9 protein-coding genes are annotated in these 19214 nt (G+C 33.0%); all 9 read right to left on the bottom strand.

Annotated elements, in window-relative coordinates:
* Positions 1–143: 143 nt before the first annotated feature.
* Entirely contained in the window at positions 144–3866 is a 3723-nt protein-coding gene (locus tag ACFOY7_RS04805) for a YecA family protein (protein WP_390249934.1), read from the bottom strand.
* Between the two features lie 253 nt (positions 3867–4119).
* Complete coding sequence (locus ACFOY7_RS04800) at positions 4120–4536, bottom strand: hypothetical protein (RefSeq protein WP_390249932.1); 417 nt, start codon at positions 4534–4536, stop codon at positions 4120–4122.
* 23 nt (positions 4537–4559) lie between these two features.
* Complete coding sequence (locus ACFOY7_RS04795) at positions 4560–6224, bottom strand: GmrSD restriction endonuclease domain-containing protein (RefSeq protein WP_390249930.1); 1665 nt, start codon at positions 6222–6224, stop codon at positions 4560–4562.
* Positions 6225–6253: 29 nt separating this feature from the next.
* On the bottom strand, positions 6254–9460 hold the full coding sequence (locus ACFOY7_RS04790; protein ID WP_390249927.1) for a DEAD/DEAH box helicase: 3207 nt from the start codon (positions 9458–9460) through the stop codon (positions 6254–6256).
* Between the two features lie 52 nt (positions 9461–9512).
* The gene (locus ACFOY7_RS04785) at positions 9513–10223 is read right to left on the bottom strand and encodes a hypothetical protein (protein ID WP_390249925.1); all 711 of its coding nucleotides are present in this window, start codon (positions 10221–10223) and stop codon (positions 9513–9515) included.
* A gap of 10 nt (positions 10224–10233) precedes the next feature.
* A complete protein-coding gene (pglZ, locus tag ACFOY7_RS04780; protein ID WP_390249923.1) occupies positions 10234–12198 on the bottom strand; it encodes a BREX-3 system phosphatase PglZ in 1965 nt (654 codons plus the stop codon).
* A gap of 18 nt (positions 12199–12216) precedes the next feature.
* A complete protein-coding gene (locus ACFOY7_RS04775; protein WP_390249921.1) occupies positions 12217–14988 on the bottom strand; it encodes a DNA methyltransferase in 2772 nt (923 codons plus the stop codon).
* Between the two features lie 19 nt (positions 14989–15007).
* Positions 15008–18691 (bottom strand): DUF6079 family protein, encoded by a 3684-nt coding sequence (locus ACFOY7_RS04770; protein WP_390249918.1) that lies wholly within the window; start codon positions 18689–18691, stop codon positions 15008–15010.
* 15 nt (positions 18692–18706) lie between these two features.
* Positions 18707–19150 (bottom strand): BREX-3 system P-loop-containing protein BrxF, encoded by a 444-nt coding sequence (gene brxF, locus ACFOY7_RS04765; protein WP_390252043.1) that lies wholly within the window; start codon positions 19148–19150, stop codon positions 18707–18709.
* Between the last annotated feature and the right edge of the window lie 64 nt (positions 19151–19214).

Here is a 19214-nt window from a genome sequence, read left to right as displayed (position 1 = left end):
TCGAATGTCCTCACGGAAACATCCACTTTTCTTCCATACTATGGGCTAGATTTGTTTAATTCTATCTTTTTCGTTTCAAATAAAGAGAGAAATGCACTAGTTCTGCCCAACACTACCCTCATGGTGATTTTCACCAATGTAACCTAATCTTCAATTTTTTTCATTAATTCATAGTAGGATATTATTGAGAAATCTAACTTCTTATACCTAGAAGTAAATAGTTTATTGGTTACCATGTATGGTATCACCTCATAATCCATAGCTTCTAAACCTAAAACAGATATTACTTTAGAAAAGCTATTCCTCATATAGTCAATTCTTCTCTGAAATTTTTCGTCATCTTTATGTTGGAAGAAGAAGCTTTTTTGCTGCATTTGATCCTCGTAAATTGATCCTACTTTTTGTAGAACTTTGCTTTCAATTATCCATATTTCTCTTTTTGATTGATTAACAGCAAAAACATCATAATCACCTAAGTAATCGGGGAATTCACTTTTAGGATATCTAAATGCTAGTTCAAAATCAGAAAAAACAGGGTGAAACCCCTTTTCTGTAAATGCGTTAGCTATATCCTTCACCATCTCATCTTCATATCTTTTTTTCCACTTTGTTAGTACATCTTTTACACTTTGTAAGCCTATTTCGTAAGGTGGATACCAATCTAGTAATCCACTTCTCCAAGATGTAGCTAATTGTTTAAAAGCAACTGGAGAAAATATACATTTACTGTCTTGAATTATAATAGGTTTAATATCAAATCTATCTTTACGGTTTTCTCGATCCCAAAATGGTAAAATATCATGATTTGTTCCATTCAAAAATTTTAATTTACTACAATCAAGTGTAATAAAATGTAGAGCATTTTCAACTTTTTCCATATCTTTATGCTCTATTAACAGTTTAAAGAAATCACTTATCAGATCAGCCTTTGGAGCTTCGAAAACATTTGGATATATCTCCTTTACAAATGGCTTTTCTACGACTTCTAGTTGTAGGTACTCAAGTAAAGATATTAATAAGCTCAGTTCTATTCCTGTATCTGCTAAAAAAGCTTTTGAACATTGAATTAGGTACTCTTTATCTATTTCGTCGTTTTTAATTGTGTAATCATTTTGTCCATACTTTCGCAGGATCATTTCCTCATACTGCAGACTACTATATTGAGACAAAACAGTATCGACCTTGTATTCATTATCAATTTGAATAGATACATCAAGATCCGAGAAATGGCAATTATCGGCATTGTCTTGAAGTACAACTAGCCAATCAGCAAATGCCAATAAATTTTGAAATTCAGCATTATCACAGTCAGACCTGTCGTTCTCTTGACGCTGGACTGCAAGGTTACTCTCTAAAAGATACTGAGCCGTTCTTAGATTTCGCCTATTTTCTTCCCGAATATTTCTTGTTTTCTCCTCAAATTCACTTTGAACTAAAGGATCTAAGTCTTTAAAACTTGAGTATCGTTTGAGATTAATAATTATCCCATGCAATTGAGTAGAATAATAGTTCAAAACTTTGTTGTGTAAGTTTATTTTGTCATATTGTGATATTTGATTCTCAAAAACTTTTACAATTTCTGTCTGCATTTTTCTTATTGCGCGGGTCGCTTTTCTTCCTCTATATTCTCCAGTCTCTACACCTGCTTCAAAACAAACTTTTGCAATTTCTTTCCTTGCTTTTACAAGGCTTTGAGCTTTTATTTGAATATCTGGCGCCATATCAGAATAATAGTAGTCTAGTTTTACTGTAAATACGCCCACTTCTTTTTTTAGTGAAGAGTCATTTTTGACAATCGACTCTAATTTTTCAAAGGAAGACTGCATATATTTTTTCAGAGGAGAAACTAACTCCAAAAAATATGCCGATTCTATACTTTTATCGCTAGCATTCATTATGCTCGACATTAACTTATCTATATTAACTGCATATCTAATAATTATTGTATCTGTTCCGACATAAATGTCACTAAAGACATATTTTTTATCCTTGTCTAAAGTAAATCCAGAATGGTCAACTCCTTTTGCGTAATGCATGGGCATATACATAACTTGCAGTATTCTTCCCTTTAGGAGTGATGACGAGGCAAGTATTTCTCCGTATCTATTAAAAAGACGCTGATTTAAGTCATCAATAGTTCTTAGTGCAGCATGATTATCATGCGTGAAGTCTTCTTTTATAAAAAACTCTACGTTGTGGGCAAGAAAAAGAAAAGTTGATGCTCCAATCCTCTTACCCTCTCCCCCGAAACCTCGACATCCCTTGTGATCAAAATGTGAGTATCCCAAATCCACTTCTTTAACTTTCCAATCAAGTGGGTTAGCAAACATTTCAGATTGTAAATTAAAAGGGTAATTATTCAGGTTGTTTGTAAAGTATTCAAACACGTAATGATCTGCACTTCCATATGATACAGAAATTAGACCGAACTCAATTGCGCCTGATGCAATATGTTGGTGTGCATTTTTCCAAGAAAAAAAGAGATTGCTCTTTCCACCGATGGCCATTATTTGGGCTTCTTCTGTCTGTTCATATTCAATAAAATCTAACAGCTCATTGAAATCTTCCATAAAGCCCAACATATAAAACAAATCAAGAGCAGAACATGAGAAATTTTCTGTAGCATTACCAAATAATGCTCCATGTGCAGATATATCAGTGAGCGGTTCAATCAACAAGATATATACTGGCATTTCGGCTAAAACATCAAATGCATATCCACCTTTTAGCTCTTTTCTGTATATCGTTTCACAGAAACGGAGTTGATTTCTTTCATGCAATGAATTTATTAAATTAATTTCATTGTTAATGCTATCAACATTATTAAAGTCTCCTTTATTTATCGCAACTAACACTCTGTCATTACTGACAGTCATAAATGCTAAATGATTGTCAGTGCATAGTTCCCCTGTGCTTCTATTAAAAACTTTAGGAGCAATAAGTACTCTTGACCTAGTATTATCCGAAAAATTAAAGGAATTTTCTAACAGACTCCTAAATGTCAAGTTGATATGGCGATTGTATTCCTCAGCTGTCGCCAATGAAAGAAGCCTTTTATAAAAATCTACCATTATTGAGGTATTAAAAAGCGGATAGTAATCTCCCTTATATACGAAAAAATGGCGCATTTCAATTGGGCCTTTTTGATGTCCCATTATTTGAGAAGCTTGGTTGGCGTGTTTTATAAATTCCTTTGAATTTAAAAGAGAATTCACAGCAAGCCAATACTGCTCGGAAGGAATTTCAAAAGCTATATCATAATTTTCATTAAATGAAGTGTTACTATCAGCAAGCGAATTAATTATTATACGATTATAATGTAAAATATTTTTAAGGTCAGCTGTCATTTCCGTAACTCTTGCTAATACAGGCATAAAGTGCATAACACCAAACACTTGCTCATGACCGGTACCAAGAATCACCGGAAAAGTCTCACCATCAACATTAATCTTCACTTCGCCAAAATCATTTAATGTCAAATCTTCTCTATATGTGATTGGCAAATAAATAGCAATTTCATCAAAAAACGCTTTAAACTCAGAATATTCCTTAATATCTTGTTTTCCAAACTCTTTAATATTACTCAATGACTGATTTAGCGTTAATGTTTGAGCTAACGCAGAACGATTATCTGCCCATGAATTAATACAGAAAATAGCCCTTGTTACATCTTCAATGGTATATTGAGAAATAACTTTCTCAAGTTTCTTTGAATTATCCTCAATATATTCAAAATCTGACTCAGAATTTTCAATTGGTATAGTATTTACATTGGAGATATTACGACCAGACTTATTAATACAACACTTTTTATATTTATTTCCACTTCCGCAAGGGCACAGATCATTCCTACCTACTTTTACCATTTTAATCTCCTAAACCATTAAAAATTTTTAATTTCTTTGCAACCACTACAACTTCCGCATTAATATACTTTATAATTCTTTATAATAGGATTGTGCCTCTTAAAAATCTTTAAAATAAAGCCAGCCACCATCAAGTAGACCCTTAACTTTTTTGTACTTTGAATCAGTTGTAGGAATAAAAACACAGTTGTCTCCATGAAAAGTAATTCTTTTTTTCGAATGATCAACATTCCTCCACATAATTTCACCTTCCTCACAGAGAGCTTTTTTGATTACCTCTATGCCTCTTCATTCTTGGATTATCATAAGCAATCTTAATTAACTTTTGTAACTCGTTCACATCATGTATGTAAGCAAAAGGAATGTTGATTTGGTTTATATACAGTTCCCGCTTTGGCTTTTCATACTGAACACTAAATTCATCTTTTCGTGTTAAGAGGTTATCTCTAATTTCAGGTGGAAAATGCAGTAATAGTGCATTACCATTTTCTGTCGTGATCGTAGCAAACTTTATAAAACCTTTCTTTGCAATTGAAATACATTTCCTAAGTGAGACTATTTCAATACCATCAAAATGATCGTCTATATAGGTGAAGATTTTTTCTGCCATTTTTCGGTGGTATTCATCTTTCATAAGAGGAAAAATATCTTCCACAGATTTATATTCCATAGTCTTAACTCCTCATCAATAGATTAGTAGATTAAATCCTTAAACTTATCTAATATAAGCTTTTTTCTTTCCTCTATGAACTGAGGATAGTTTTCCAACTTCCAAAGGTTTTTGTCTCTAGGTATTAAGTGCATATCTAAATAGTCATCTGATTTACCTTCAAACCATTTTTCCGGTAGAGTAGCACTCTTACCGCCTGAGCCATTCTCCTGCTGTGTTAATAACATACAATTTGCAATCTGATCCCGATCTTCTGCTCTATATGCTAAAACTTTCCTTCCTGTAGTCGAATTTACACTTTTTATTGTTTTTAATGCACTCTGCGGGAAGATGTGATCAACTTGTGGTTGATTATTTACAAATGCAGGATGGTATGAAAAGTCCTTATACCAAAGGTTAAAAATTAAATGGATGTTTTTAGATCCATAAGACAGTTCAAGAATTGTTTCTTCACCAATTTGTAAGTTTCGGCCGCTTCTTCGAATAGCGTCAAATAGATCATCTACTTTAAAATCTTGTGATTTTTTTATCGCATCAATACAACGATCTATAACTGTGTCAGGACTTCCGCTAAAAGCTCCAGTTAGTAATGTCCTTAATATATATTCATCTAGCTTTTTAACGCTATTCCACTGGTTTTTAAAATGATATCTAAAATAAATGACTGGTATTAACCCCAGATAAGATGTTAATGCTTTATCTGACCTTAAATACGTCTTACCATATAAAAAGTCCTTTACATCCTTGATTGCATTGGCAATATCATCCCACTTATCTGAAATTGCTTCTCGCGTAGTTTCATCTCTAAATTTCGAAACATTATAAGCTGCACCTTTATCAAGCAGTGATAAACATGTTTTTAACACGAAGTCACGATTGAATTTATAACCTGTGTTATTAATATCCTCTAGTAATTCTTCCATCTTCTCATCAGATTCTGACCAACTAGCAGACAAGAGAGAGAACAATAGATCGGATTTCCCCAATACAGTTCCTCCAGAATTAGCTCTTATAAAAATTTCGACGACATCATCTTCAGTATATGCTTCCTCATTATCAACACTATCTAATTCTTGATAAATCAATGTTTCATCTGAAGTGAAAATCCTTATTATTTTAGAAACGTTTCTTCTTACGCGTCTTTCCTGTTCTCTAGTTAAATCAATATGTGATCTATCAATTAGTCTTTCACTAATTTCATCATATTCTCCATTACTAAACACAATATCTTTGAACTTTATCCATGGAAATTTAACCTTTTCCTTTTCCATGAACTTGAATTTGTATCTAATATCATCTGGTTGTGTTAAATCGCCACTTAAAATATCCAAATATAATTCTTTTCCCTCGTAACTACCTTTTAAGCCAATGAACAAACTTTGTAAGCGTTGTTGCCCATCTAGTACTAACATCTTTATTTTTGAATCCTCTAATACATAAAAGTCCGACAACTTCTGTTTCTTTTTATAGTTTTGGATGAATTCTCGACGTTTAATACTGCTCTTAGTCTTCCACACAAGCAATGTACTTATGGGATATTCTCTAAGAATTGAATCAAATAGACGCTCTGTTTGCTCCTCTTTCCAAACAAATGGTCTTTGAATATTGGGCAGCCAGAAGCCGCCATCCTTTTCCTCATTATTTAAATAATTTACCATTCTACGTATCGTTTCCTTTTGGTTCTTCATTGAACGCTCCCCCTTTAGTTCAATAACTATTATATTACAATTTCTTTATCCATAGCCCTTTCTTCAACAACTCTTCCATCCTTAACAACATAAATGTATACCCACTCCAAAATCTCATGAAGATCTTCTATATAATCTTCATCAGGAAAAAAGTTCTTGTTTTCTGTTAAAATAATAAACCTTTCTTCCCCATTAAACCGCTCACTATAAAAATCTACCAGTGAGAATGGTGCATACGCTTTAACATTTCGTCGGCCATTTGCCTTCTCATATTTTTCAATAACTTCCTGATAATCTGTAGAAATTAACCTGCTATTTTTGCCATTCGGTGTTACTTCTAATTGTACAATCTGTTTTGGTGGGATCATTCCAATATTAGCTTGCCTTTCAATCAAACTAAGACGGTCTTCCTTCTTATTTTCAATATCAATTAATCTGGAATTCATCTGATTGATCAACGCACTGTTTTTATTATCAATATTGTCTCTTTGATATTCCTCAAGTTTCTGAAGTGTCTCATCGTATTGCACTCGGTACGTTTTATCTAAGAATGATTTCATTTTGTTTAATTGTTTCTCTCGTTTGTCCTTCACTTCATTCCTGCTTTTAATTGCTTTTTTAAGTGCTTCTGATTTTAATGTCGTATCTTTATCTGCGTTTAAATTAATACCTTCACCCGTAAGCTTACTTTGGAACAACCAATAAGGGTCAATTTCAATGGTTTGTCCATTTTCTCGTTTTGCTAGAAAAATAAGTTCGCTTTTTAGCATTTCACCAGTACCATCATTGATTCCTATTAGGTAACACTCAATACTTAATGGTTCTGAAACTGGATAAGCAGCCATATATCGACCTAATGCGTACTTATCTAGCTCTTTCTTTGTTAAATTCAGCCCTAATTTAAGTATAGGAGAATCAATATCGATTTGTGGTGTGTATTCATTTGCATATTCTTGGTATCCTGTAAAACGTATTGATTCAGTAAAATCAAGCTGGATATTTTCTTTTAATGCAATATCCCTGATAAACTTCGGAAACCGCTCAATTCGTTTGACAAAACCATCATTTGAATCATAAACTCGTACTTTTCTCATTTTAAATACATGATCTACAAAGTTTGCATATCCTCTTTTCGGTAAACGATGGACAGCAATATGGTTCTGTTCTCTTTTTAAATGAGGTAAATCAATAGTGTCTTCATCTAATTTTTCATCCTGTACAAGTTTTAACAGATTTTCATGTTCCTCTGATAATGATTTTTCCATATTCATGATGATCTCATCTAATTTCTCACGATTAATAATAGCTTCTTGCATTAAATTGGCTAAACTATCATACTTATCTTCCAGTACTTCACCAATAAAGTCATATACTGAATCAGAACCTAAATCAGCTCTCATCCGTTCCATTTTCTCAATCAAACGAATCATTACATTACCTTCTCTAGTATTTTCAGCTACCAAATTAAAAGCAAAGACTTCATTTTTTTGACCGATACGATGGATACGACCCATCCGTTGTTCTAATCTATTCGGGTTCCATGGAATATCGTAGTTGATCATTTGATTACAAAATTGGAGGTTAATAGACTCTCCACCTGCATCAGTAGCCAGCATAATCTGTGATTCATTCCTGAATTTCTCTACTTGTTTTCTCCTTTCGTCCATGGTAAATTCACCAATAATTTTTGCAACAGAAGGTACACGTTCAAGCAATTTTTTCTCCAAGTATTTCAGAGTATCTTTTGATTCTGTAAATATTAAAATCTTTTCATCTTCATTTAACAAACCGTTGATGCCAAACAAAGTTTCCTCAAGTTCTTTATATTTTCGTTCAACAAAATTTTGTCGAATATAGGTAGTTTGGTTAATTAATTTTTCAAGCTCACTAATTTCAACATTAATTTCTTCTGGATCTATATCATCTATTGAATAGAGTAGTTTGGTCTCTATCTCTTCTACCGTTTCCGAGGATTCCTCATTGTAGTCAGTGATATCCACCTTCTTTAATTTAGCAAGATAACTTTTTCTTTCTTTCAATGTTCGTTCCAGTAGTTTTTCCAACCTTTTCTTCCTTCGTTTAAGTGAAATATGAATAGCTTCAATAGACGAACTCAATCTACGTTGTAATAGCATCATTGCAAAGGCTGTACTGTTACTCCCTTTATTAACAGCTCGGTTAAAGTGTTCTCTGACATAGTCTGTTACTTGGTTATATAAATCCAATTCCTCATTGGATAACTGATATTTTATTGTTTTAGTTGTTCTTTTTGGGAATATAGGTGTTCCATCGAAATTAGTCATACTTTCTTTTAAACGTCGAATTATGAATGGATTACTCTTTTCTCGTAAGCTCTCATTTGCAGAAATCGAGGAAAAGATATCATCATCCAAAAGCTTCATTAGATGACGAAAGTTTTCCATATCACCTTTATGTGGGGTTGCTGTTAGTAATACAGAATGCTCCGTTTTTTTTAGAAGTGATTCCCCTAATTGATACAACCTCGTTCTTCGGGTTTTCTTCTTCAGAACACCATACGTATACGCCGCCATTTTATGTGCTTCATCTACAATAACTAAATCAAAGTCTGCTTCATTTATTAAACTTTTTATATCATCTCTGGAAGCCCAATACATAGAAGCTAGGCATTGGTCATTCACTAAAAAAGGATTTTTATTTCCATATTCCCGCACTACATTACGATTAATAATATGAAATGATTCATTAAATTTTTCTTCTAACTCTTCTTGCCATTGTTTTAATACTAAAGGTGGAACGAGAATCAAAATACGATCAACACTTTGTCTAGCTTTAAGTTCTTTTATTAACATTCCAGACATAATGGTTTTACCCGCACCTGGATCATCAGCAAGTAAATATCTGACGTTTGATGATTGCAACATTCTACTATATACTGCTTCTATTTGATGTGGCAAAGGAATTAAGTTATTTCCACCTAACGCTCTAGAGTATTTAAAACGACGTTCATTTACCAGCGCATAGTATTGTAAGAAATGTTGAATATCTTCAGGTGATATATTTTTATAGTCATGTTCCTGATTTAATATATCTAAGGATTGAATATCGTTTTCTTCCAACATCAGTTCGTAAAACTGACTGGTATCACGCCCAATAGCTTCAACAATAAAAAATTGATCATCTATTTGCTCACATTTTTTTACTTCCACTGTTTCTGGAAATTGTGCACCTCTAATAATGGAGCCATTTACCAACATTACATTCACCTCTCAACGATAGTAAAGCACCCTTATTCCAATTGAATAAGGGCTATACAACTTCTACCATGATCATATCTATACCTTGTCTGTTTACTTCGAAATTATCATTATTTAAATCAGCAGATGATACCTTGTAATCAAACGGAAAGAAAATCGGATGAGAATTTAATACATCTAGGGTTAATGATGTACCTTCTGAACAGCGAATAACTGCTTCAGCTAACCACTCTTTTAAATTAGATGATTGAACAGAGTGCTTTTCTTTAATTTTATATGTGTGATTACTCTTTCCAGGTGTAATGATTCCCCAAGCCTTTAAACTCATTAATACTGCACTAGTAGCCACTTCTACTCGTCTTCTATCACCGTATAAATTTTTCATCATACGATTTATTTGTTGAGAAGTAACTTCATCTTGTAACTTAAATAATTTTCCCATCTCTTGAACTAAATCCTTAAAAAATGGATAAGCTAATATAGTCATACTGTAATGAAAAACTATACGTTCAATTTCAGATGCATCTGGAAATAATTCAAGTGCTCGTTGACGTAAGTTTTGGTGCTCATCATCAACCAAATACCATATTTTCATCAATATTGCTTTAGCGCACCTTCTAGAAGCAGCGCCTTTTATGTCTTTTAATAAGTACTCTTCAAGTAAAGGATACATATCTTTTCTTTCGGTTCTTCTTGCTTCATTCGCAGTATAATCTAGTTGATGTAATAATATTTTTTGATCAAATCCAACTGGTTTTGACATTTGACATCCCTCATTGCTTATTTATTGGTATAACTTCTACAAATGGTACAATCACTTCTTTCAAACTGATAGACCCGTGACTTACTGCTTGTTCACCATTCGGAATAAACGCTTTATCTTCATTAGCCAATAATATGTTCATTCCTTCAGGTAAACCGATGTTCGGCCACTTTAGAAGTGAATATTCATTTGCTCTTTCATCTCTGATAGTTTTATCATTATATATTCTAACACGTTCACCTTTGGATTGAACAAGAACGCCGTCAGATATTCTCCCGATTCCTTGACATTCAGTATTTCCATGATCTGATGTTATAAAAATAGAAAAACCAGCTTCGGATAAACCATTTAATAAATTTAACAAATACCCATTTTGCAGCCAAACATCTAATTCGGCAGCCATTCCTTTATGTCCTTGTATCGCACCATGGGTTAATGCATCAACTGTATCTACAACCAATCCAGCAACTGTTATATTTTTATTAGTAAGTGCTTCAATTTGATTAATTTCGAAAGTTCCCTGCCCTAAAGCCCTTTGATATGAAACGTTTTGCTTAGGTATACCTCTATCTTCCCAGAACGTTTTCCAAAGCTTTTCTTCTTTATTTGTCGTGTGAATACTATCAGAAAACATCATTGGCATTTTTCCAGAAAAAATCGCCTGTCTAGATACGGAAGTTAAAGTAGGCACCCAAGCAAATACACCACTCTCTTCAACTTGAAATTCATGTTTAAAAAGCGATTGCTTGATCTGACTCCATTGAGTAAAATTCATTCCATCTAAAACAATTAAAGCGAGTTTATCTCTTTGCACACCTTCTAAATAATGTGGAATTCGGTCGACCATTACTGGATTTGGATAATAAGGAATGTTATATAACGTTGCATACTTTTCAAACATCCATGCCTCGAAGTTTTGATTCATTGTGTGCGATAGATCGTTAAATCTTTGATGCATATCTTCATTTAATTCATTAGCAATTTGATGATACAAATAACTTAGTTCTCCGTATAACTTAGCAATACTTGTCCATGTTTTATATGTAGATGTATTATTTAATTCTTCATTAAGCTTTTCAAGAAAATGATTGAATTTTTCCACCCTATCTGCACATTCATCAACGACAATCCCTGGCCGAACCCATATAGGCAATTCCTCTTTATTAAACCCTTTTATTGGTTGTAGTTTGTTTTCTAGAAATAAATCGTTTAATAACCTTCTTACGTCTGGATCTGAGAAGGGGTGTACAGCATGATAATAGAAGTTTGAAGAGATGGGATCCTTTATAACATCTTGTTCCTTGCGTAATTGATTAATATAATCGTGCCATTCCGCTTGAAGATACGAATAAAAAAAACGGCTAGATTGGACTAATTGCTTTACAGGTATACTCGTTAATTCCTCAATTTGATTTATCTCCTTTATTACGTATAAAACAAAGTCTTTAGGGATGTGTTTTCCTCGATAATGGTAAGACAATAAAAATTTCATAAAGTCAGTTGTATTTTCAATTGTATTTAAATGTACTTTGTACACTTTTTTTAACAAGAAATCGATTGTATCGTTATTAGACGTAGAGCCTTGATACTGTCCATAAACAGTATACAAGGCATCAATGTCAGTTATATTCAACTTCTTTATAACTGGATAAGATAACTTTGGAAAAATGGAAGATAAACCTATATTATGTTTTGATCCCGTCCTTAATAAATCATACGGAATCGAATTTAGATTATCCTTATCTGTACGTACAATTAGAGACACTTCGCGATTTTTTAATACAGTTCGATATTTTGTTTCGAAGATATATCGAAAACTAATTGTATCTTGTATATCAACAACAGCAATGTTCTTTTCTTGAAACACCGTTAATACTTTTTCATCATTGAGTAACCCATCAGGATCTGACACAATGTACAGAGGTGATAATGGTTTTTCAAAGATATATAAAATTTCTTCTCTCCAGCTACTCATAAAAACACCATACTTTCATTAAAGGCCCAAACGAATTTGTGCATTATCATAATACATTAACAACTTATCGTCCTCTTGAATAACTTTCTCTGGTAATCTCTCACCAACATTAACAATCCTTTGATATTCTTTATCGCCCCAAGCTTTTTTAAAACCTGCACGAATGGCTTCTGTTCGGAATTGTTTTAGTTTCTTTTTACTCTTATTAATTTCTTCAATATAAGACTCAAATTCACGTAGAAGTGACTTCTCACGTAACTTTTCTAAATCCGCTTGTTTGTTTGGATCAGGAACATACCAGCGATTTATAGCTTTATTTTTCATATTATGATCATCGTTATCTAAACCGCGAACATCTTTATAATTTTTCTTTAAATAACTAGCAATTTGATCTGGTACAGGGCCGTTTCCTTCATATAGTAGAAAGTTTTGCTCCAATAATTCGTCCAATTCTGGAAGTAATTCATGTTTTTCTATATGCTGGATTTCTTTCATAAAGTTAGGATGTAAGTCTTGTCTAGATTGTGGTTTATTTAATAATTGCTGACGCAACCATTCAATTGCACTATTTTCATCTGAAACAAATAAGCTCATTTGTGAAAATTCCTTAACCAAAATACGTTTCTTATCATACTCAGCCACTTGATTTTCTAAAAATACCATCCCATCTCTTGGTGTAAACCTTTGTGTTACCGCAATCTGAAAGTCGGCAGATGATACCGGTACTGATATGCCATTTTGAACATGATAAGCAACCATTCTGTCAAATAGAACTCTTGGAGTTCTTTCAACAATTTGTTGTGCTTCCCCTTTATGACCGATAAATACTGGGAGTTTTTCAAGGTGCTCTTTTAAAAAAGTCCAAACGGTATCCGAACTTCCATCATTATTCTTTATTTCTTTTATCATCTTTTTAGATGGTTTATACGCTGATATAACTAAGTCCTGTTTGACAGCTGTTGTTGTTGTGACAGCTTTAAAACTCCCTTGTTTCTTATCAAGAGCAGAAACATTAGCTATTACAAATCCAACTCTTTGTAATGATTCCTGTATACTATTCCAAACTTTTGATTGAGAGCTACTGAATTGTACAGTAATCCAGCGTCCATCTTTTAGTATTCTATAGAATTCTTTGAAACATTCCGTCATTAAATTTTGATATTCGAATAATTTTTTTGATTGAGAATTACTTATAATCGCTTCAGGACTATTATTTGTATAAATACCTAACCAACTTTCCCAAATATAATTTAACTCAGAATACATTAAATTACTTCCAAAAGGAGGATCTACAAAAATATAATCAATTGAATTTTCCTTAATTAATAGTTGCGATGAAGAACCAGTATTTATAATTGTTGTTTTATCAATTTCACTCGATAGTTTACTAAAATCTCTTAATTTATGTTGTAGTAACTTAACAGACATGTTTTCTGTCCAAAGAGATGGAATATAATAAGTTCCACTAACTGTACTCATTTTTTTATTCAGTGTAAACTTATACATTTTTGTTGTACGAATCATTGAGGAGGTTAGCCATGAATGTAAAATTGGCATATCCTTTTCCTCTTTAATTTTTTTATAAAGATATGATAATACAATTAAATTCCTTTTAGGGTAAAGGTGATGAACATGAGTATATCCAATTCGATCAGTTCGACTTGATTCATCACCTTGAACCATTCTTTGGTTTGGAAATGGTGTTTCGATTTCATACTCTTCTATTTCTTTTATTAGATTTAGATCAAAATCATCAGGTTCTTTTTCATAGCGATTATTTTGATATGTATAATTTATCAACACAGGTTGTTGTTTTATAACCCGTATAGTTTTATTAATTGCAGGGTCAAATTTTGTTTCAAAGGATTTCTCTAATTTATTCTTTGCAAGCTCTACCCCACAATTCTTACAATTAAATACCTTGTTAATTTTATTGGCCTCGACTTCAACTGCATGTTCCCAATAGTTTATATCATTACTACAGTTAGGGCATAGAAACACGTCACTCCATACAACATAATTAATTTTCCCATATTCTGTTTGGCTATTATCTTTTAAATGTATTGTTTTAAACATCCAGTCAAACTTTTCTTCTATTTCTTCCAATAGTTTTTTTGCTTTATTTTTAAATAACTCAATATTTGATGGAGTGTTGTAGTTATAACCTATATTAGATGCGATAGGAGATAAATCATTTATTATACTTTTTCTTTCACCCAACTTACTAAAAAAGTTTCCGTTGTTAAAAATCTTTTTACCGTCTAGTGAATACCCTAAGTCTTTGACAGCTTGGCTATCTCCACAATAACGTGCTGCAACACCAGTCATTCCTGTTCCACTAAAACCATCGAACACAATATCACCAGGGTTCGTATAATTTAAAATAAATCTCATTATTGATTTGTGCGGAGTCTTAGTATGATAACTGTGCGCCATGTATACAGGATGACTTCGACCGTCTCTAACATCTGAAGCAAAAGGCTCCCTCTTGTATTCAGATTCTTGTACCTCAATTTTCTCTTTTTGCCAATCCTCTATAAAATCATTTATCCACGGATTGGGACAAGCTGTGTAATAAGGAGGATCCGACAACGTAAGAATTTCGTTATCTTCGCCTAACGGAAACCCTTCATTTTTTTTTATCTCAGGAAGTTTTTTTCTAAGCTCTTCTGTAAAGTATTTTCTTCTTTCTAGATCATTTTTAAATGTAATCCCTAGTACAGTAACTGGTTTGTCTTTTTTATTATTTTCATTCCCCAGCATGGTCAATTGCTCATTATCATTTTCCAAAATACTCAACCTCCAATTTCTATTGTTTTAGCATGATTCTTATACGGTCTGATGGTGAATTACCGACTTGTTTTCTTAACATTGATTCAAACCTATCCCTTACCTCATCTAAAGTTAGAGGACTACCATTAGCAAATGTATCTTTTAAATCATTCAGCGAAACTTCAACTTTCTCAATTCCTTGAAATAATCGTTTAATTATTTGAACTAATTGGACATCGATTGGCAATGTAAATGAACCTTTGTCTAGTAATTCTTGCACTAACTTCTGCTCGGCATTACTTAATAATGAGATACTATTTCTCACTTCAGTATCATTTAAGTTTGTGACTAAAGAATCTGTCCAACTATTTAATAATTCACCTAATTCTTCTTCCAATTCTTCTAAGCTTTCTTTATTATTGTGCATTTCATCTTTAGGTCTGAAACGGCAATGTGGACACATGGGATTTTGTTCCAGATCTTCCCTCGTTAAATTCCAGCATGGCTCAAATGAATTAATTTTACTTTGCCAATCATGTAATACTTGTGAAGGTAAAATTTCAATTTCAGATAAGTCCTTCAGCGCTTGATGCCTTTTATCATTCAATAGATTACTTTTCCGGTTATCATCTGTGGCATTTAATCGATTCTCATTGTGCAATTTCATATAAACATCAATATAGTTGTTTTTCAAATTTTCTATTGCTTGATACTCTTTTTGAGCACTTTCTCCTTCTTTTAACGCGTGAATTAAATCCGTAATAGCACCTTCAACATCATCATGCCAGTCATAGTCCCTTGGTAATTGATGTTGTGCCGTTGCAAGATAAGTGATTTTCTTTCCATACTCAGTAGATTTTTCTTTTAACACCTTTAAATCATCTAACAAAGCATGTGACTTTTCTTGTTCTTCAATATCCTCAACTGAATATTTCAGGTTTTGTAATTTAGCCTTTGTATTGTAGACCTGCAAGCCTTCTAGGAATTGTTTAAAGCTACTTAATTTCTCTCTATATTCATTTATCTCTGAATCCGTTAAAAGCTTACCTTCCCCTATTGGAAACCCATCTTTAACATCATTTATCATTTTTACTGTATCTTCTAGAATATTACGTGCTTGACTATTCATTTGAGCAATTCCAACATCTAGTCTTTGTTCATTTAGAAGGTATTCTTCAATGCCAAACAAGTTAAATATTGCTCTAATAGCAGGTAAAGGTAAACCACTCGGTTTTTTGATATGGCTAAAATCGATAAATTCTCTTTGTGGAACTTTAATCAATTCTTCAATTGTCATTGCGTCATAGGTTTTCCTGTCAATTGTGATGACAATATCACCATTTTTAACTAGTGCAGCTAAAACAACCGTAAGTAATTCGGGCTCCATCTTGAATTTCCTTGTTAATTGGATATCTTTCGTGCCTTGACTTGTATATATGTCCTCAATAAATTCGGATTGGTTTACAACCTGTCCTTGTGCTTTTTTATCTAATTTTTCTATTACCCAGCTCGCATAGCCAGATTGACGGGTATTTAGTTTCCCTTGTTCATCTAATAATACTAGTCCATTTAGGATTGCTTGTCCTTGTCTTGTATTAGCACCTGCTAAATTCTTTAGAGCATCTTGTACGTAAGTTGGCAGACTTTCCTTGGTCATCGGTGTTTGTAATTTACTAAATGCAGGATAATCTGCATACACATCTTCAAATGATTGACTAAGGCATTCTGATGATACTGAATCAATTACTTCGCGTACACTAGCACCAACTGGTATGAACATACCATATTCAGCTACCCGGTCGGTTTTTCCTTTATAGGTTAATTCAAAGGCAGTTGTTAGGTTCTCCCTTAGCCACTTTACTAATTCTCTAAGGTAACCATCCGCCTTTGATTCATACAAGTTTTTTGTACTACTTGAAGCTGTTGTTGCCATTTCTTTAGCACCAGCATATAAACTTAATGATCTCATAAAATTATCGTCTTTATCGACGAGTTTAAAAAACACTTCATCGGACTTATGCTCATCTTTGAATTTTGGTGGAGCAAATGGTTGTAACAGATAGATATAGAAATCTCTTGGTGGCTGAGCTGTTGAACGCTCATTCGGGGCACCAAAAAAGATATATCCTTGTCTTGTTACTTTTCTATCATTCCATGGTAATTCATGAAGCCATATTCTGTAGTTTGTAACTGCAGTTGTGTCTGTCACTTGAGTCGCCAATTTTAAGGCTTCAAAGTAATAACGGTCTAATTGATCATCAACTAGTCCTTCAGCTTTTTGCTCAATTAAATCGTCCACAGCAACATCTTTTTTAATATCTAAAAAGTATTGTCCATTTGATTCATTTGTAGAAATGTATTGATAACTAACTGTTTTTTGAATTTCCCTCAATACCGATTCAATTGTAGTTTTAAGGAAATCGGCTGCATCATCGTCATCTAAGAGTGCAATATGCAAAAATAAATCATCTTTTAATTCTTCAGGTGTTAATCCTAACTGTGCGTAAATATCGTCAGTAGTTAAACGGAACACCGCAAGAGCTTGAACAATACGCTGTGCCATCGGTTTATATACAGGCTTTGTAAAGGCGTTTTGGATTTTATCTTGTAATATCTTAGTCTTGGACATTACCTCTTTAATATCAGGATTACTTTTTAATGAAGGGTCGTTTTCAATATACGGCCAGTAACTATCGAATGAGATTAAACCAGGATGTTCTTCAGGAATATCTTGATCCATTACTTTTTTCATTTCATTACTCAATGTTTTTAGAATGACACGCTTTTCGGCAACGGTTACCTTCTCAAATGTCGATAAATAAGAAGGGTGGATTGGAAACAGGTTGACATATTGCTCAAGTTCTTCCCCAAGGCGATCATACAAATTCGTGTATTTTTGTAAAAGTTCTCTTATTAAAGCACTTTGCTTATCATCTTTTTTGAGAAGACGTTGTGAGACTACATAAGCAATGTCTTCTCTAACTATACGCACTTGTTCAAATCTTTCCCTAACTCGACGTAGTTGTTCAGCAACAAACTGGAACTTAGGATTATCAAAAAGCATTTCTTGGACACCGGCAATAAATCTGAATTTTGTTTTACTACATATTTCACCGATTTCACGTAGAAATCCAAGGTCTAGATATAGTTCTTGTTCTTTCCTACCTCGCAAATAGTCAAGTAACTCATCAACAACTAATAATAACCCTTGATCAGGATACTCTTCATGAAAAGCTGCCATCATTTCCATTAATGCATCTTTATTGTTTCTAATTTCACTAGCTGATGGAAACGTATATGAAACACCTAACTCATCCAAACCGTCTTCAATCGCACCACAAATAATATCTCGGAAAGATGTTTGGACACTTCCAATTTCTGTTCGTATTACTTTAAACTTTCCTTCAATCTCTTTAGCTTTTGAAGCAACCCTTTCATTTTGGATTCTATCGCTAGAGCCATCTAGTTCTGCAATTGTGGATATTACACTCATCAAGTGAGATTTACCCGTTCCATAATTCCCCACAATAAGCATCCCTTTATTATCAGCAGGACGATTAAATTGAAGTTGCTCAATTACAAGTTCATCAAGAATTTCCGCCATACGTTCTGAAATTACATATGTATCCAATAAATTAAATGCACTTTCTTTTTCGTTTGCATCTGTCAATTGCACTACGGATTCGATCGGTTCAAAATGAATTAAATCACCATATTTCATGGTTATTTCCCCCTTCTATTTCATTTCAATAATTATTCCTTCAGTATTATCATGAGTAAAATACTCATCATGTTCAGGTTCACCATAAACTAGCTTTCGATTATAGTATTGACCTTTCCACCCAACAATCAACGTAAAATTTCTGCTTATATCCTCTAGCAATAAAATAGGATTTTGCTGCAACTGCGAATCAAACAAAATTTCAATATGGTCTAGAACAAGTGTGTCGGCATTTTTTTCTCTAACAATTTTTTTGAGTAACTCATTTACTTTTCTTGGCCTTCTTTTCAGTGGAAGATCTTTTAACATTTCGCTTAATTCAAAATTAATATTAACGTATGGAACATCTAAAATATCTGAAAAAAAATTAATATCCTTTTTAAAATTATTTGTAACTAATAACATTAACTGATGTCTTCTCATGTGAATATAATCTAATTCTTTGTAGACAGCTTGCATAACATCTGAGTTCAAATTCATCAACACCTTGAGTTTATTAGTAAAAATACAGAGTGGCATCCAG

The sequence above is a fragment of the Gracilibacillus xinjiangensis genome (assembly GCF_042651765.1).
GTDB lineage: Bacteria > Bacillota > Bacilli > Bacillales > Amphibacillaceae > Gracilibacillus > Gracilibacillus xinjiangensis.
This window is presented reverse-complemented; position numbering and strand designations above follow the sequence as displayed.